Raw genomic sequence first — 17,655 nt, 5'->3', positions numbered from 1 at the left:
GACAGCGACTGCCAGCGCAGGACGGCCCGGTCCCGCGGCAGCAGGACCGGGCCGTCCACACGGGACGCGCAGTCGTCGAAGTCCGGCGCGTTGAAGGGCTGGCCGGGCCGTCCTGACTGCATCGCTTGGCTCGCTCAGGTCATCGACGCCGCGTAGATCGACGCGATCGACGATTTCAGCGTGGCGTCGAACTGCGCGTCGTTCTGCTGGGCGGTCAGCCCGTCGAGCAGGGCCCGGCTGAAGCTGGCGATCAGGCCGGGGTTGCGGGCCAGCCGCTCGTTGGCCTCGTCGCGGCTGTAGCCGCCGGACAGCGCGACCACCCGGACCACCTTCGGGTGCGCGATCAGGTCGCTGTAGAAGCCGTCCACGCTGGGGATGGTCAGCTTGAAGGAGACCCGGCGGTCCCCCAGCTTCTCCAGGCCCTCGAAGATGGCGGCCTTCAGCAGGTCCTCGGCCGCCTCCTTGTCGGGGATGGTGATGGTGATCTCCGGCTCCAGGATCGGCATCAGCCCGGCGTCCACCACCCGCGCGCCGAGCTCGAACTGCTGCGCGACCGCCTGGGCGATGCCGGCGGCATCCGCGGCATGGATCACCGAGCGCTCCTTGGTGCCGAACACGCCGGCCCGCACGGCGCTGGCCAGCCGCTCGTCCAGGCCGGGGATGCCCTTCATCAACTGGACGCCGTCGGCCCGCTCGGCCAGCCCCTTGTCGATCTTCAAGATCGGCAGGATGCCCTTGCGCTGCCACAGGTACTCGGCGGCGTTCAGGCCGTCGATCTGCCGGGCCAGGGTGCCCTCGAACAGGATCGCGCCGAGAATGTGTTCGCTGGTGAACACCGGGCTGGTGATGATCCGCACCCGTGCGGCGTGGATCAGGTCGAACATCTCGGCCTCGGACGAGTACTGCGACTCGTCGATGCCGTAGTTGCGCAGCGCCTTGGGCGTGGAACCGCCGCTCTGGTCGAGCGCGGCGATGAAGCCGGCGCCGGTCTCGAATCGGGTGAGCATCGACTGATCAGACATGAATGGCCTCCTCGACATTCATCGATTGATCTATTCCACGCTACTCCGGGTCGGCGCCCGGCACGCCCGGGTCGGCAGATTCCCCCGTCACCCAGACCGCGGCGGCGATCTCGTCCGGCGCGGCGGCGGCGTCCACCTCGGCGCCGGGCACGATGCCGAGCGCCTGGCAGCGGGCCAGCACGTCCGGGTCGGCGTCCGAGACCCGGACGATCCGGCGCAACCCGCTGGTCTCCCGCAGCCGGACGGCGGGCGGACGCCGCAGCGCGCCGTCGGCGGCCGGGATCGGGTCGCCGTGCGGGTCGGCGACCGGGTGCCCGAGCAGGGCGTCGATCCGGTCGATCAGCGTCTCGGACGCCGCATGCTCCAACGCCTCGGCCTCGTCGTGCACCTCGTCCCAGCGGTAGCCGAGGACGCCGACCAGGAAGGCTTCGATCAGCCGGTGCCGGCGCACCATGGCCACCGCCAGCCGCTCGCCGCGTTCGGTGAGCCGCACCGGCCGGTACGACTCATACGTCACCAAACCCTGTGCGGCCAGGCGTTTCACCGTGTCGGAGACATTCGCCTGGGTGGTTCCGAGCCGGGTGGCCAGGCCCTTGGTGGTGATCGGCGGATCGCCCCACTCGGTCGCCGACCAGATCACCTTCAGGTAGTCCTGGGCGATGGGGGTGAGCTGCTCGACACCGGTCATCCCCACAGGGTAAGTCCCAGCAGCGCGAGATTGAGGGCCACGATCAGCGACACCGCCGTCCAGGCGATGGCCCGCAGCCGGCGTCCGTTGGCGAACCGGCCCATCACGGAACGGTCACTGGTCAGCAGCACCAGCGGGATCGCGGCGAACGGGATGCCGATCGACAGCAGCACCTGGCTGAGCACCAGCGACCAGGTCGGATCCACGCCCAGGGTGAGCACCACCAGTGCCGGGATCAGGGTGACCGCGCGGCGCACCAGCAGCGGGACGCGGACCCTGAGCAGGCCCTTCATGATCGCCGCGCCGGCGTAGCAGCCGACCGAGGTCGAGGCCAGTCCGGAGGCCAGCAGGCCGATCCCGAAGGTCACCCCGATCGCCGGCCCGAGCGCGGCGGAGATGGCGGCATGGGCACCCTCGATGCTGTCGGTGCCGGCCACCCCGTCCAGGCTGGCGGCCGCCAGCAGCAGCATCGCGATGTTGACCGTGCCGGCCACGGTCAGTGACAGCACCACGTCCCAGCGGGTGGCGCGCAGCAGTCGCGGCATCCCGCCGTCGCCCTGGACGCCGTGCCGGTCCCGGGCCAGCGAGGAGTGCAGGTAGATGGCGTGCGGCATCACCGTGGCGCCCAGCATGCCGGCGGCCAGCAGCACCGTCTGGGTGCCCTCGAAGCGCGGCACGACCCCGGCCAGGGCGGCGCCCCAGTCGACCCCGCTGACCAGCACCCCGGCGCCGAAACCGACGGTGATCACCGCCAGCAGTCCCATCACCATGAACTCGAAGGTGCGCTGCCCGCCGCGGGTCTGGACGGCCAGCAGCGCCATCGAGATCACCCCGACGATCAGCCCGCCCAGCGGCAGCGGCACCCCGAACAGGATGTAGAGGGCCAGCGCACCGCCGATCACCTCGGCCAGGTCGGTGGCCGCCGCGACCAGCTCGGCCTGCGCCCAGAACAGCAGCCGCGGGCCACGCCGCAGCCGTTCGCCGAGCAACTCCGGCAGGCTCCGTCCGGTGACCAGGCCGAGCTTCGCCGACAGGTACTGGATCAGCACCGCCATCCCGTTGGCCACCACCAGCACCCAGACCAGCAGGTAGCCGTACTGCGCGCCGGCGGTCAGGTTGGCGGCGACGTTGCCCGGATCGACGTAGGCGATCGCGGCGACGAACGCCGGACCGAGCAGCCAGCGCAGCCGGCGCCGGGCAGGCGGCGGGGACGTCCGGGTGATCGTTGACACGAAAGTTAAGCTACCCGAACTTTTGTTCTGCCGCAGGTGATTCGCGCGGACTGATCAGCTGCCGGCTGGGCCGCAACCAGAAAAGCAACCACGACCACCCGACCAGGCGGTGGGTTCGGCAAGCTCAACCAGCGGAGGCCCGAATCCGCCAACCGCCGGACGCCTGCTGCTGCCGCCAGAACTCGGCGAACCTGCCGTCGGACGCCAACAGGTCGGCGATGCTGCCGTCCTCGACGATGCGGCCGTCCCCCAGGAACAGGACCCGGTCGGCGTTGCGGATGCTGGCCAGCCGGTGCGCCACGATGACCCGGGTGCGCGGCGTCCGGTCGCCGCTCAGCGCGCCGCTGATCGCCGCTTCGTTCTCGGTGTCCAAGGCGCTGGTGGCCTCGTCCACCAACAGCACCGGCGCCGGCTTGAGCAGGGCGCGGGCGATGGAGACCCGCTGCCGCTCCCCACCGGACAGCGTGCCGCCGGCCTCCCCGACCCGGGCGTCCACACCGTCGGGAAGCTGCCTGACGACGGCGTCCACCCGGGCCAGTCGCCAGGCTTCGGCGACCGCCTCGGCCGGGGCGTCCGGATCGCCGACCAGGGTGTTCTCGCGGATGCTGCCGTCGAACAGGTACGGCTGCTGGAACACCACGCTGACCAGCGCCCGCCGCGTCTCGGCGTCCAGGCCGGCGGCGTCCAGACCGTCGAAGTGGACGCTGCCCTCGCTCGGATGGTGCAGGCCGGCCAGCAGTGCCAGCACGGTGCTCTTGCCCGAGCCGGACGGGCCGACGATGGCCGTGGTGCTGCCGGGTTCGAGGTCCAGGTCGAGTCCGTCCAGGACCGCCGGCGCGTCCGGGTGGTAGCGGAAGCCGACGCCGCGCAGCGTGATCCGGGGTGGGGTGACCGGGCCGTCGCGCCGGGTGCCGACCGGGACGACGGGCGCGTTCAGCACCGCACCGATCCGGCGCAGCGTGATCGCCGAGGTCTCCACCCCGCCGCTGAGTTCGGCGAGGATGGTGAACGGCTCCAGGTAGCGCACGATCACCACGATCAGCCCGATCGCCTCCGGGGTGGTGACCACCCCCGCGCCGGCCAGGGCGACGGTGCTGCCGGCCAGGACGATCAGGGCCAGCTGACTGGCCAGGCTGAAGACCAGCTGGCCCGGGATCTGCATCAGCAGCAGTCGCAGGGTGGCGCCGTGCTGGGCAGCCAGCGCCGCGCCGACATGGCTGCGTTCCGGGTCGACCCGCCGGGCGGCGCGCAGCGCGTGCTGGGTGCGGGCGAACTCCACGATCCGCTCAGTGAGCGCGCTGTTGGCGTCGGCGGCGGCCCGGTCGGCGCTGCGGCCGAGGCGTCCGGACGCCGCGTAGGCGCCGAGCAGCACCGGGACGCCGGCCAGCGCCGCGACTCCCAGCTGCCAGGCGATCGGGGTGACCGCGACGGCGATCGCCAGCGGCAGCAGCACGGCGCTGATCAGCGGGGTCACCATGTAGACGATCAGCCCGACCAGTTCCGGGCCGGTGCTGGCGATGGCCTGCCGGGTGGTGGCGGTGTTGTCGCCGTTGAACCAGCTCAGCCGCACCCGCGCGACCCGGTCGGCGACGGCGTGCTGCCCGGTGTCGAGCAGCCCGAAGCCGAGGTCGAAGCTGAGCCCGGCCACCACCCAGTCGACGGCCCAGCCGGCCAGGGTGACCAGCACCAGCAGGCCGACCCAGGTCCAGGCCCGCGCCGGTTCGGGGCCGAACAGCGCGGCCAGCAGCGGCACCAGCAGCACCGCGCCGGCGGCGCGCAGCACCACGCTGAGCACGGTCAACACCAGGTGCTTCACGACCCGGCCGCGGCTGCCGTCCGGCAGCAGGGCGAGCAGAGTGCGGATCATCGGGCCTCCTCGGTTCCGGCGCCCAGACTTCCGCTGCCCAGACCTTCGGTGCCCGGACTGCCGGTGCCCAGACTGCCGCTGCCCGGACTGCCGGTGCCCTGACTGCCGGTGCCGAGACGTCCAGCACCCAGCAGGACGCGGGTGGCGTCGGCGTCCCAGAGCCGCCGGTAGCGGCCGTCCAGCGCCAGCAGTTCGTCGTGGCTGCCGGTGTCGGCGACGCGTCCGTGGTCGAGCACCACGATCCGGTCGACCCCGGTGACGGTGTGCAGCCGGTGCGCGATGAGCAGCACGGTGCGGCCGGCGGTGAGCCGGTCCAGGGCACGTTGCACCAGGTACTCCGACTCGGGGTCGGCGAAGGCGGTCGCCTCGTCCAGCACCAGCACCGGGGTGTCGGCCAGGATCGCCCGGGCGATGGTCAGCCGCTGCCGCTCGCCGCCGGACAGGGCGGCGTCCGGGCCGAGGACCGTGTCGTAACCCTCCGGCAGCCGGACGATCCGGTCGTGCAGCTGCGCCGCCCGCGCCGCCTGTTCGACCTCGGCGTCGGTGGCGTCCGGACGAGCCAGCGCGATGTTCTCCCGCACCGTGCCGCGGACCAGTTCGGCATGCTGGAAGACGAAGCCGACCCGGGTGTACAGCTCGTCGGCGGTGAGTTCCCGGACGTCGCGGCCGCCGACCCGGATCGCCCCGGTCTCCACGTCGTGGAACCGGGCCAGCAGCGCGGCCAGGGTGGATTTGCCCGATCCGGACGGCCCGACCAGCGCGGTGACCGTGCCCGGCTCCAGGGTGAGCGTGACATCCTGCAGCACCGGCACCCCGGGACGGTAGGAGAATCCGACGCGGTCGAACTCGACCCGGCCGTCCGGGACGTCCGGCGCTGCCGAGCCGGGGAGGGTCTCCAGCACCGGCTCGTCCAGGACGACCTGGACCCGGCGGGCCGCCAGCAGGCCGGTGCGCAGCCCGGACAGTCCGTAGCCGATGCCGAGCAGCCGGGCTCCGAAAGTGGTTCCGAGCAGCAGGAACGGCAGCAGCGCCGCCGGCTGCATGCTGCCGCCGCTGACCAGCGCCGCGCCGAGCAGCACGATCAGCAACAGGGACGTGGTGGGCCGGGTGGCCAGATCCATCAGCGTCTTCTGCCGGATGAACGGCCGCTGCCAGTCGTTCAGGAAGCCGAGGTATTCGCCGAGCCGGGCCCGGAAGGTGGACGCCGCCGCACCGCCGAACACCCGCACCACCGGCTGTCCCTCGATGTAGCCGCCGGCCTCGCCGTTCATCCGCTCGGCCCAGCGCAGCGCCTGCGACGTCTTCTGACCGGACTGGACGACCATCGCCCACATGGTGACCACGTAGACCAGCACCGGCAGGAAGAGCAGCAGCGAGATCCGCCAGTCCACGGCGAACAGGTAGACCAGCACCACCACCGGCGCCACCACGGCGGCGACGGCGTCCGGGACGGCGTGGGTGACCAGGTAGTGCAGGGCCAGGGTGTCGTCCTGGACCAGCTGCTTGACCTGGCCCGAGCCGCGGGTGTCGAACCAGCCCAGCGGCAGCCGGGCCAGCTTGCCGAGCAGCCGCTCACGCAGCTCGCGTTCGAACCGGGCGTCCACCCAGTGCAGCCAGAGCAGCAGGGCGGACGAGAGCAGCGCACCGGTGGCCATCAGACCGACCGCCCAGAGCCCGACAGCCCACAACTGCCCGGACTCCGCGCCGACCAGCAGCAGCCGGCCCAGCTCGGCGAGCAGGAAGAACGGCGCCAGTTCCACCAGGGTGATCAGTCCGCGGACGACCCCTGCGACGATCAGCGTGGCGCGCAGCGGCGCCAGCAGCCGTCCGGCCGCCTGGGCGCGCCAACTGCCCCGACTCACCGGGGCCGGCTCGGACAGCTCCGGTTCGGGCTCGGACGCCGCCGCTTCCGGCTCGGGAACCGAGATCGGCTCGGGCTTGGCCGGGCCGCGCAGGGTGCCCATCGCGCGTCCCTCGATCCAGTACGCCTGCTGGTGCACCTCGGACTTCGGGAAGCCGAACTCGTCGCGCAACCGGACCCGCAGCTGCTTCAGGGACGCCGACTCGGGCGCCGCCCAGGCGTACCAGTTCGACCAGTCCCGGGCCTCGATCGCGGCCGCCAGCGAACCCGGCCCGCGCCGCGGCACCCAGTGGGTGCGCAGCCGGGGATGCTCGGGCAGCGGGATCAGCCGGTCGTCCGGGTCGTGCTCCTCCAGGTACAGCTCGATGGGCAGCTCGGGCGGAACGGTCCGCAGGATGCCGGCGATCCCGGGCATGGACGCCGAATCGCCGATCAGCAGGTAGCCGGCCGGCAGCTCGTCGGGCAGTTCGAATTTGGACGACCCGAGGTTGGTCAGCGCGATCGTCGTGCCGGGCTGCGCGGCGAGCGCCCACGCCGAGGCGGGACCGGCGGGCTGATGCAGCACCACGTCGATCGCGAAGGCACCGGACGCCGGGTCGGCCTCGCTGATCGTGTAGGCGCGCTGGTGTTCGACCTCGCCGCCGTCCGGATCGGGGAACCAGAACCGCAGCCAGGCGGTCGGCGCCGCCACGGCATCGGAGAACAGCGTCGGCGACACCATCCGCACCCGCAGGAATTTCGGGGCCAGGAACTCGGTGCCGGTCACCGTCGCCTGGTGATCGCGTGCCCCGAAGCCGCGCAGCACCGCGCCCTGGAATCCTCGCTTGGCCATCAGGCTCCCTCTCCTGCCGCGCGTAGTTCGGCGACGATCTGCCGGACCGGTCGTCCGGGTGGTGCGGCGGCGAGCAGGCCGCCGATCGCGGCGGTCAGCATCAGCCGGACGTACTCCTCCGATTCGACGACCGGCAGGTCGGCGTGCCCGGGCGCCAGCCGCTCGTCGACCCGCAACCCGGCGAGCGCGTCGTCGCGCTGGCCGTCCAACCCGTCGGCGCGGTCGCGTTGTGCCTCCTCGGCCGCCGCGTAGCCGATCGCCAGGGACGCCACGGCCGAACTCAGCACGATCGCGGCGTCCTCGGCGTAGCCGCGCCGAACCAGCGCGGCCAGTTCGTCGGCCATCAGCCGGCGTCCGCTCGCGCCGCGTGGGAACAGCGTCTGCAGATAGCCCGCCAAGCCGGGCCGGTGCACGATGAAGGTGCGCAGCTGCAGGCCGAACGACAGCAGATGCCGCAGGGTGTCGTGCGCCGGATCGTCGACCAGCACCAGATCGTCCAGAAGGCTCTCGCCCACCAGCCGCTCCAGCCCCCAGCGCCCGTCGACATGCCGGTACAGCGCCGTCGCGGTGACACCCAGCCGAGCCGCCACCGCATTCAGGCTCAGGTCGCGCAGGCCCAGTTCGCGTCCGGCCCGGACGATGTCAGCCACGTCGACCTGCCGCGGCCGGCCACCGACGCGGGTCGTCGCGGCGCCTTCGACCGTCTCAAAGTTGGTACCCATAACTAAGGGTAGGCTAACTTCCAGCAGCTGAGTGGGCAACGGCTGACCGCCGCTTGGACGCGGTGCCAGGATCGAGACGTGGTGACTCTGATCGAAGACCTGGCCCTGCTCAGCAACTGCCGCACCGCGGCGCTGGTCTCCCGCGAGGGCGACGTGGAATGGCTGTGCCTGCCCCGGCTGGACTCGCCGTCGGTGTTCGCCGCGCTGCTCGGGGACGCCGACGCCGGGGTGTGGCGGCTGCGGCCCGCCGATGCCGCGGCCCGGGTGGAGCGGCACTACGACGGCGACACCTTCATCCTGGTGACCCGGTGGGAGACCGCGACCGGGGTGGCGGAGGTGCACGACTTCATGCCGGTCGGCCTCGACCAGCGGGCGGCGATCGACCGGACCGACCTGGTCCGCCGGGTGATCGGCGTCTCCGGCACGGTCGACTTCGACGTCGACCTGCGGCTCCGGTTCGACTACGCCCGGGCACTGCCCTGGGTCCGCCAGACCGGACGCACCGGAACACCCGAGCTGATCGCGATGGCCGGGCCGGACGCGGTGGTGCTGCGCGGCGTCCGGCTGCACGCCGAGGGCCATCGGCACCACGCCCGGGTCCGGGTGGACGCCGGCGAGCGGATCGAGCTGGCGCTGACCTGGTTCCCCTCCTTCCGGCCGGTCCCGGACGCCCTGGACACCGATGCCGCACTGGGCTCCACCCGGACCTGGTGGCAGGCTTGGGCCGACCGGATCGAGCACGGCGGCAGCCACAGCGCCGAGGTGGTGCGGTCACTGCTGGTGCTGCGGGCGCTGACCAACCACGACACCGGTGGGATCGCGGCCGCGGCGACCACGTCCCTGCCGGAGGACTTCGGCGGCGTCCGCAACTGGGACTACCGGTTCGTCTGGCTGCGGGACGCCGCGCTGACCCTGGAGGCGTTGCTGGAACACGGCTTCCTGAGGCTCGCCGAGCACTGGCGGACCTGGTTGCTGCGCGCTGTCGCCGGCGATCCGGCGGATCTGCAGATCATGTACGGCCTGGCCGGGGAGCGGAACCTGCCCGAGCACGAGCTGCCGCAGCTGCCCGGATACGCGGATTCGCGTCCGGTCCGGGTCGGCAACGGCGCGGCGCTGCAGTACCAGGCGGACGTGGTCGGCGAGGTGATCGTGACGCTCTCCGCGGGCCGCCAGGCCGGGCTGACCGAGTCGTCCTTCTCCTGGCCGTTGGAGAAGCAGCTGGTGCGCTACGCGGCCGCGCAGTTCGACCGGCCGGACAACGGCATCTGGGAGATCCGCGGCGAACCGCAGCACTTCACCCACTCCCGGGTGATGATGTGGGCCACTTTCGACCGGGCCGTCCGGGCGGTCGAGGAGCACGGGCTGGACGGCCCCGTCCGACACTGGCGGGCGCTGCGGCAGCGGGCCCGCGACGAGATCGACGCCCACGGCGTCGCGAACGGCCACTTCGTCCAGTACTACGGCACCGAGGAGGTGGACGCGTCCCTGCTGCTGTTGCCCCAGGTCGGCTACTGCGCGCCGGACGACCCCCGGATGCTGGCCACCGTGGCGCGGATCGAGCAGACCCTGATCCGCGACGGGCTGGTGCTGCGCTACCGCACCGGCAGCGGCGTGGACGGGCTGCCCGGCGGCGACCACCCGTTCCTGGCCTGCTCGTTCTGGCTGGTCGAGCAGTACGCCACCTCGGGACGGACCCAGGACGCCGAGGCGCTGATGCAACGGCTGTGTTCGTTCGCCAACGACGTAGGGCTGCTGTCGGAGGAATACGACCCGGTCGGGAACCGCCAGGTGGGCAATTTCCCGCAGGCCTTCTCGCATCTGGCCCTGGTCCGCGCCGCCGATGCGCTCGCCGGGGTCGGACACCGTCCGCGCTGAGCCGTGCGGTCACGACCCGTGCGCGCCGTCCGGACCGCTGGGTCTCGCACGGAGATCCGGCGTTCCGTTCGCCGGGACGACCGGGGTGCGATCGACAGGACGACCGGGTGCGTTCTCTCGACAGGTTCGTGCGTCATCCCGTGCTTGCCACGGCACCTCCCGCGCGGTGCCTTCCGAATGGGTGTGCATCCGCATGCCGGTTTCGTTGAAGATGCTGATCACTTGGGCCGGACGTCCGCCCGCGGCGCTCATCGCATGCGGGGTGCGGGTGTCGAACTCGGCCGCCTCACCCCGGGTCAGGACGAGATCCTGCTCGCCCAGCCGAAGCCGCAGCCGTCCGGACAGCACGTAGAGCCACTCGTAGCCGTCATGGACCCGCAGATCGGGGGGCTCGACCACCGGCGGGTAGGTGATCTTGTAGGTGTGGATCGGTGAGCCCTCGGGAGCCAAGGGAACGATCAGCATGCCGTCGCGGCGCACCGCCGGACGCCGCACCCGCGGATCGGGGGTCTCGTCGGCGATCAGGTCGTCCACCCGGATGCCGAGCTGCCGGGTCAGCGGCACCAGCAGCTCCAGGGTGGCCTGGCGCTTGCCGGATTCCAGCCGGGACAAGGTGCTGGCCGAGACGGACGCCCTGCCGGCGAGCTCGTCCAGCGTCCAGCCGCGGGCCTTGCGGGCTGCCCGCAGCCGGGCACCGACCTGTCCGAGCACCTCGACCATCCTGGATCTCCTTGCAGATTCGGCAAACTTGTTTGCGATTCTGCCACGGCGCGGCAAACCTTGGGGCATGACCGATTCCGAGTGGGACGTGGTGGTGATCGGCGGCGGCCCGGCAGGGCTGGCCGCCGCCCTGATGCTGGGGCGCTCGCGGCGCCGGGTGCTGGTGATCGACGCCGGGAGCCCGCGCAACCGGTTCGCGGCACATATGCACGGCGTGCTGGGCAACGAGGGGACGGCGCCCGCCGAGTTGCTCGCCCGGGGCCGGGCCGAGGTGGCCGAGTTCGGCGTCCGGGTGATCGACGGCGCGGTGAACCGCGTCGAGCTCACCGAGCCCGGAGTGCGGGTGGTGGCGGCGGACGGGGCCTCGCACCAGGCTCGGGCGGTGCTGGTGGCGACCGGGCTGACCGATGAGCTGCCGGCCGTTCCGGGGCTGGCGTCGCGGTGGGGAAGCACCGTGCTGCACTGCCCGTACTGCCACGGCTGGGAGGTGCGGGATCGCAGCCTCGGGGTGCTGCTCACCTCGCCGATGGCCGTCCATCAGGCCCAGTTGGTCCGGCAGCTGAGCGACCGGGTCACCGTGTTCACCGCCGGGGTGGAGGTGGACGAGGCGACCCGGCACCGGCTGCGGTCGCGGGGCGTCCGGCTGGTCGATGCGGCGGTCACCGAGATCGTCGGGGACGGTGACGCGATCGAGGCGGTCCGCACCGCCGACGGCGGCAGCCATCCCGTCGACGCGCTGTTCACCGCGTCCCAGCCGCGCACCCACGAGGACTTCCTGGCCGGCCTCGACCTGGCCCGCACCGAGACCCCGTTCGGCAGTTTCCTGGCCGTCGATCAGGCCGGCAAGACCAGCAACGACCGCATCTGGGCGACCGGCAACGTGGCCAGTCCGATGGCCAATGTGCCGATGTCGATCGGAGCCGGCACCATGGCCGGCGCCGCCCTGAACGGGGCCCTGGTGGAGTGGGACTTCGACCGGGCCGTGCAGGCCACCGACTGGCCCGAGGTGGCCCCCGTCGACTTCTGGGAGGAGCGCTACGGCGGCGCCGAACCGATCTGGTCGGGCCGGGTCAACCACAGCTTCGCCGCGCTGGCGGAGCAGTTGGCGGTCGGCACCGCGCTGGAGTTCGGCTGCGGCGAGGGAGCAGACGCCATCTGGCTGGCCCGGCGCGGCTGGCAGGTCACCGCCGTGGACATCTCGCCGACGGCTATCCGCCGGGCGGGCGAAGCGGCCACGGCCGCCGGACTGTCCGAGCAGGTCCGGTTCGTCGCCGCCGACCTGGCCACCTGGACCGACGACGACAGCTACGACCTGGTCACCGCCAGCTTCCTGCACTCACCGGTGGAGTTCGACCGGACCGCGGCCCTGCGCAAGGCGTCCGAGAAGGTACGCGACGGTGGCCATCTACTGGTGGTCTCGCACGCCGCGCCCCCGCCCTGGGCCGACCTTCCGCCCGATCATCACCACCTCTTCGCCGCCCCGGCCGACGAGGTCGAGGCGCTCGCCCTCGACCCCGCCGAGTGGACGACGGTGCTGGCCGAGGTGCGCCGGCGTCCGGCCACCGGCCCCGACGGCCAGGAAGCGATGCTGGACGACGGGGTGATCCTGCTGCGCCGCAAGGGCTGATGGGCCCGGTCGCCCCCACGCCAGCCCCTCCGACCGACATTGCCCTGCTTTGGCGTCCTCTCCACGGTTTGAACCCGGTGAAAGACGCTGAAGCAGGGCAATGTCACGCGACGACCGCTGTGAGTCGCGGACGAGATTGTGGACAAGGAAAATTCGATCCGGATCCTCTGTGGATAACCTCCGATCGGCGGTTCGGAGGTGCTGAACTCGTCGGCATGTCTGTACGCCTCACCCGCGACCTGAACGCCGAAGGCACCGGCTCGGGCGCCATTCGCCGACTGGTCCGAGAGCAGCAACTCACCCGAGTGCGGCGTGGCGCGTTCGTCGCCGTGGACGCCGACGCCGACCATCGGCAGTTGATCGACGCCACGATGCCGCGGTTGAGCCCGGGGCATGTGCTGAGCCACACCTCGGCGCTCTGGCTCCACGAGCTACCCGGGGACACCAGGACGCTGGCACGGGTCACGGTGACCAAACCCGGCAAGGGCGGAACCTCCGTCGGCCCCTACCTGCATCGTTACCGGACGCCGCTGCCCGACGACGACATCGAGGTAGTGGACGGACTCACTCGAACCGTGGTAGCGCGCACGGTCGTGGACGTCGGCCGCTGCGGAGACCTCGGCTTCGCCGTCGCGGCCGCCGATGCCGCTCTGCGGCGCGGGTTGAGTCACGAGCAACTGGAGGCACGACTCCAGGTGAATCGGCGGCACGGGATCAAGCGGGCCCGCACCATGGCGGAGTTGGCCGATGCCCGCAGCGAGTCGGCCGGTGAGTCGCTGAGCCGAGTGGCGATCTGGCGCCTGGGACTGCCCGCGCCGGAATTGCAGTTCGAGGTCACGGTCGGTGGAACGACCTATCGGGCCGACTTCGCCTGGCCCGAGTTGCGGGTGTTGGGCGAGTTCGACGGCAAGGTGAAGTACGGCGACCTGCTCCGTCCCGGCGAGACCGCCGCCGACGTCGTGATGCGCGAGAAGCGTCGCGAGGCTCAACTCCGCGCCGCCGGCTGGTGGGTGGTGCGGTGGACGTATCCGGAGGTGTTCCATCCCGCGCGACTCGAACGCCTGCTCCGCCCGGCGCTGTTCCGGGCGGCCTGACCCGCACGTCCGACCCGGCAGGTCCGACCCGGCAGGCCCGACCCCGCCACGTTGCCCTGCTTCGGCGTCTTTCACCAGGTTTGAACCCAGTGAAAGACGCTGAAGCAGGGCAACGTCGAACCAGGAACGGACGCCGTCAGCGGCTGGCGTCCCACCAGGACAGCACCCGCAGCGCTCGCAGGGTCACCCACCTGGACGGCTCACCGGCCGGGACGTCGACGTGGAACCAGACCTGGCCGGCCAGCCGGTGGCCCTGCAGCCAGCTGCCGTCGGGTTGCCGCTGCGCCCGGATCCGTTCGATCGCCTCGGCCATCCGCTGATCGGGTGGGGTGCCGTCCGCGAGGGCGGCGGCCCGCAGGTAGTCGGCGGCGGCCAGCACGTTGTAGTAGGCGCGGCGCGGGTGGGCCAGGCTGAACACGTGCTCGTTGAACGGCTCCCCGGTCGACAGCCGGCGGAACAGGTCGCGGCGCAGCAGGTACTCCTCGCCGGCACGCCGGGCCTGACCAACCCGGTCGGCGTCACCGGTAGCCAGCTGGTAGTCCAGCAACCCGATCAGCGCGTTCAGCGTGGAGTAGTAGGACGACACGGTCGCCCCCTCGACCCATTCGCAGTTCCACCCGCCGTCGGCGAGCTGGTGTTCGAGGAACCAGTCCACGATGCCGTCGACATCCGCGCCGAGCCACAGCCCGTTGGACAGCGTCCAGGAGTTGATGCAGCAGTCCACCTCGCCACCCCAGTACGGCAGGTCGTCGTACTCCCACCGCGCGGCGGCGAGCTTGTCGGCGGTGTCGCCCAATACCGAGGCGTCCAGCCCCCACTCGCGCAGATCCTTCAGCACCCAGGTGGTCGCCGTCCACGGCTGCGGCTCACCGCTGTCCCAGTCCCAACCCGCCGGGAAGAAGGCTCCACCCGCCCACTGCCCGTCCGGGTCCTGACGGGCCAGCAGTTCCGCGCCGAACCCCTCCGTGGCGATCCGGGCCCGGGTGGCCTGCCAGACGTCCTCGGACGCACCCACGACGTCCCGCTCGACCTGCCAGCGCAGCGCGGGGTCGGAGTCCAGCAGCCAATCGACCAGGCGGGCATCTGTCATGGCACCAGTGTTCCCTTCTGCCCGGGGCAGCCATGGACGCCGCCCCGAGATTCACCGCCGGGCCGAACGCACCGTGCGCCGTCAGCCGACGAGGGACGCCGGGCCGAAGCTCACCGAGAACGGCGTATCGACCTCGAACACCTGGTCGCCAACCACCTGGGCAACCTGGTGGTAGGTACCGTCGGCCAGCCTCGTCACTCGACCTGTTCGGACAGCTCCAGCCAGCGTTCCTCGAGTTCGGCGACCTGCGTCTGCTGGGTTTCGATCGTCGCCATCTTGGCGGCCAGGCCGACGTAGTCGGTGTGATCGTGCTCGGCCAGCGCGGTCTGTGCGGCGTGGATGTCGTCGGTCAGCCGGGCGATCCGGCGCTCCACGGACGCCAGCTCCTTCTGCACCGCCCGCAGCTCCGCGCCGGACAGCTCAGCCGCACCGCTGGTCGAGCGTGCCGAGACCCCCTCGCCGGACGAGCCGGACGAACCCGACCAGCCGGACGCCGCCTGCCCGGCCCGCAGCCGCAGGTACTCGTCCACCCCGCCGGGCAGGTGCCTCAGATGCCCGTCGACGATGGCGAACTGCTGGTCGGTGACCCGTTCCACCAGGTAGCGGTCATGCGACACCACCAGCAGGGTGCCCGGCCACGAGTCGAGCAGATCCTCCATCGCGGCCAGCATGTCGGTGTCCACGTCGTTCGACGGCTCGTCCAGGATCAGCACGTTCGGTTCCGACAGCAGCACCAGCAGCAGCTGCAGCCGCCGCTTCTGGCCGCCGGACAGCTCCCCCACCCGGGCCGAGAGATGTTCGCGGGCGAAGCCGAGCCGCTCCAGCAGCTGGGCCGGGGTGAGTTCCTTGCCGTCGACGACGTAGCTGGTCCGGGTCCGGGCCAGCACCTCGCGGACCCGGTCGCCGGCGATCTCGGTCAGCGCGTCGAACTGCTGGTCGAGCACCGCCAGCTTCACGGTCTTCCCACGCTTCACCCGTCCGGACGTCGGCCGCACCGTCCCGGCGACCAGCCCGAGCAGGGTCGACTTGCCGGCGCCGTTGGCGCCCAGGATCGCGGTCCGCTCACCGGGGGCGATCCGCCATTCCACGCCGCGCAGCACCTCGTTGTCGCCGAACCGGACGCCGGCGTCGATCAGGTCGACGACGTCCTTGCCGAGCCGGGCGGTGGCCAGCCGGTTGAGTTCCAGCCGATCCCGCGGCGGCGGCACGTCCTCGATCAGCTGGTTGGCCGCGTCGATCCGGAATTTCGGCTTGGACGTCCGGGCCGGCGCGCCGCGACGCAGCCAGGCCAGCTCCTTGCGCATCAGGTTCTGCCGCTTGACCTCGGCAGCCGCGGCCTGCCGGTCGCGTTCCACCCGCTGCAGCACGTAGGCGGCGTAACCGCCCTCGAACGGTTCGACGATCCGGTCGTGCACCTCCCAGGTGGCGGTGGCGACCTCGTCCAGGAACCAGCGGTCGTGGGTGACCAGCAGCAGTCCGCCGGCGTTGCGCGGCCAGCGGCTCTTCAGGTGGCCGGCCAGCCAGGTGATGCCCTCCACGTCGAGGTGGTTGGTCGGCTCGTCGAGCGCGACCACGTCCCAGTCCCCGACCAGCAGCGCGGCCAGTGCGACCCGCCGCCGCTGACCGCCGCTCAGGGCGTCCACGGTGGCGTCGAAGTCGAGGTCGGCGACCAGGCCGCTCAGCACGTCGCGGATCTTCGGGTCGGACGCCCAGACGTGCTCGGGCGCGTCGCCGACGACGGCCTGCCGCACGGTCGCGCCGTCCGGCAGCGTGTCGGCCTGGCTGAGCACCCCCATCCGGACGCCGCCGCGCCGGCGCACCTGCCCGGCACTGGGCTGGATCGAACCGGCCAGCAACCCCAGCAGTGACGACTTGCCGTCGCCGTTGCGTCCGACCACGCCGATCCGGTCACCCTCGTTCACCCCCAGGGTCACCGAGTCGAGCACGACCCGGGTCGGATACTCCAGATGCAGCGCCTCGGCCCCCAGCAGAAAACCCACCGGTCAAGGGTACGGGCTCAGGATGCCCTGGTCGCCACCGGCGGTTTGGCCTGCAGCGCCTTGAGCACCGCCGGATCCTGCAATTCCATCCAGGCGATGACGTCTTGATAGGTGGTGCAGTAGGTGTCCGGATTGCCGCAGACACTGGTCATGAAATCCTTCGCCGGCGGATTGAAGGAGTCGCCGTTCCAGCTGTTGAAGTGGTTCGCGATCAGCACCGGCGCACGATTGCCGCGGTAGGCCTGCCGGTACATGAACTCGTAGGTCTTGCGCACCTTCTGCCGCAGTTCCGGCGCCCGTCCGGGCTGGTTCTTCGCGCCGTTGAACACCGCCCACATGTTGTAGTCCATCGCCATCGTCATCCGCTTGAACCCGGGCGAATAGATGTAGGGCATCTGGAACTCCCAGATCCCCCGCAACCGGACGGGCCAGCTGAGCCCGGCGCCCAGGTTGATCGACGAGTCGTAGGTCATGCCGTACTTCTTCCAGACCGGCACCATCGCGGCCAGCTTGCCCTCCAGACAGGGCGTCCGGCCACCCTTGATGTCGCCCGGCTTCACCCGCAGTTCGGGCACCTCGGCACCCCACCCGTTGAGCTGCTTGTACTGGGTGAGGAAGTTCATGAACTGGCCGAGTTCGGAGTCCCAGTCGGCGGTCGACCAGTCCTTTCCGGACCGCCCCGAACCCGCACAGAAGTGGCCGTTGTAATGGGTGCCGATCTCGTCGCCCGCGGCGTAGGCCCGGTTCAGGTCGTCGATCAGGGTGACCACGTCGGCCTTGGTCCCACCGAAGCCGATCGACGCCGCTCCCGGCGCATGCCCGGGCCCGGTGTATTTGCGCCGGTTGTGGTCGGTGAGCAGGTAGATGCCGGACAGGAAGCCGACGAATCGGGAGTCGGTCGGCTTCGCAGCAGCCCGGAACTCCCGCCATTTCTGGTGGCTGCCGGCGCCGTCGAAGGAGAAGATGACGAACTGCGGCGGCTTCTGCCCGGGCCGCAGCTTCACCATCGGCACGTTGCTGGCCGG

General features: G+C 71.5%; 13 protein-coding genes. 3 read left to right on the top strand and 10 right to left on the bottom strand.

Annotated features, from left to right (window positions below; translation table 11 throughout):
- Positions 1 to 134 precede the first annotated feature (134 nt).
- The 6 genes from QM582_RS11740 to QM582_RS11715 form a co-directional block, all read right to left on the bottom strand.
- Positions 135 to 1,022, bottom strand: a complete 888-nt coding sequence (locus tag QM582_RS11740; RefSeq protein ID WP_415084608.1) for a fructose bisphosphate aldolase — start codon at positions 1,020 to 1,022, stop codon at positions 135 to 137.
- A 40-nt stretch (positions 1,023 to 1,062) separates the two neighbouring features.
- Positions 1,063 to 1,710 carry an iron dependent repressor, metal binding and dimerization domain protein gene (locus tag QM582_RS11735; protein ID WP_415084606.1) on the bottom strand — a complete coding sequence of 216 codons (648 nt, stop codon included), beginning with the start codon at positions 1,708 to 1,710 and terminating at the stop codon, positions 1,063 to 1,065.
- The gene (locus tag QM582_RS11730; protein ID WP_415084604.1) at positions 1,707 to 2,942 is read right to left on the bottom strand and encodes an Nramp family divalent metal transporter; all 1,236 of its coding nucleotides are present in this window, start codon (positions 2,940 to 2,942) and stop codon (positions 1,707 to 1,709) included. Before QM582_RS11730 ends, QM582_RS11735 begins: the two co-directional genes overlap by 4 nt.
- A gap of 124 nt (positions 2,943 to 3,066) precedes the next feature.
- Positions 3,067 to 4,809, bottom strand: coding sequence for an ABC transporter ATP-binding protein (locus QM582_RS11725; RefSeq protein WP_415084602.1), 1,743 nt, complete (start codon positions 4,807 to 4,809; stop codon positions 3,067 to 3,069).
- Positions 4,806 to 7,502, bottom strand: coding sequence for an ABC transporter ATP-binding protein/permease (locus QM582_RS11720; RefSeq protein WP_415084601.1), 2,697 nt, complete (start codon positions 7,500 to 7,502; stop codon positions 4,806 to 4,808). The genes QM582_RS11725 and QM582_RS11720 overlap by 4 nt, the downstream gene beginning before the upstream one ends.
- Complete coding sequence (locus tag QM582_RS11715; RefSeq protein WP_415084600.1) at positions 7,502 to 8,224, bottom strand: hypothetical protein; 723 nt, start codon at positions 8,222 to 8,224, stop codon at positions 7,502 to 7,504. The genes QM582_RS11720 and QM582_RS11715 overlap by 1 nt, the downstream gene beginning before the upstream one ends.
- 78 nt (positions 8,225 to 8,302) lie before the next feature.
- Between QM582_RS11715 and QM582_RS11710 the strand changes: the two genes are divergently transcribed.
- Entirely contained in the window at positions 8,303 to 10,099 is a 1,797-nt protein-coding gene (locus tag QM582_RS11710) for a glycoside hydrolase family 15 protein (protein WP_415084598.1), read from the top strand.
- A 9-nt stretch (positions 10,100 to 10,108) separates the two neighbouring features.
- On the opposite strand, the gene QM582_RS11705 is transcribed toward QM582_RS11710, so the two are convergent.
- Positions 10,109 to 10,819, bottom strand: coding sequence for a helix-turn-helix domain-containing protein (locus QM582_RS11705; protein WP_415084596.1), 711 nt, complete (start codon positions 10,817 to 10,819; stop codon positions 10,109 to 10,111).
- 67 nt (positions 10,820 to 10,886) lie between these two features.
- Between QM582_RS11705 and QM582_RS11700 the strand changes: the two genes are divergently transcribed.
- The gene (locus QM582_RS11700) at positions 10,887 to 12,446 is read left to right on the top strand and encodes an FAD-dependent oxidoreductase (RefSeq protein WP_415084595.1); all 1,560 of its coding nucleotides are present in this window, start codon (positions 10,887 to 10,889) and stop codon (positions 12,444 to 12,446) included.
- Positions 12,447 to 12,661: 215 nt separating this feature from the next.
- Positions 12,662 to 13,540, top strand: a complete 879-nt coding sequence (locus QM582_RS11695; RefSeq protein ID WP_415084594.1) for a hypothetical protein — start codon at positions 12,662 to 12,664, stop codon at positions 13,538 to 13,540.
- A gap of 136 nt (positions 13,541 to 13,676) precedes the next feature.
- Here QM582_RS11695 and QM582_RS11690 read toward each other — a convergent pair whose 3' ends face one another.
- The 3 genes from QM582_RS11690 to QM582_RS11680 form a co-directional block, all read right to left on the bottom strand.
- The gene (locus QM582_RS11690; RefSeq protein WP_415084593.1) at positions 13,677 to 14,630 is read right to left on the bottom strand and encodes a squalene cyclase; all 954 of its coding nucleotides are present in this window, start codon (positions 14,628 to 14,630) and stop codon (positions 13,677 to 13,679) included.
- 194 nt (positions 14,631 to 14,824) lie between these two features.
- Entirely contained in the window at positions 14,825 to 16,630 is a 1,806-nt protein-coding gene (locus QM582_RS11685) for an ABC-F family ATP-binding cassette domain-containing protein (protein ID WP_415084591.1), read from the bottom strand.
- A 17-nt stretch (positions 16,631 to 16,647) separates the two neighbouring features.
- The coding region (locus QM582_RS11680) for a hypothetical protein (protein WP_415084590.1) at positions 16,648 to 17,655 on the bottom strand (1,008 nt) is incomplete at its 5' end.

The sequence above is a fragment of the Micropruina sp. genome (assembly GCF_047607385.1).
Classification (GTDB): domain Bacteria; phylum Actinomycetota; class Actinomycetes; order Propionibacteriales; family Propionibacteriaceae; genus Micropruina.
The sequence above is the reverse complement of the archived record's forward strand: the minus strand, read 5'-3'. Positions and strand labels throughout refer to the sequence as shown.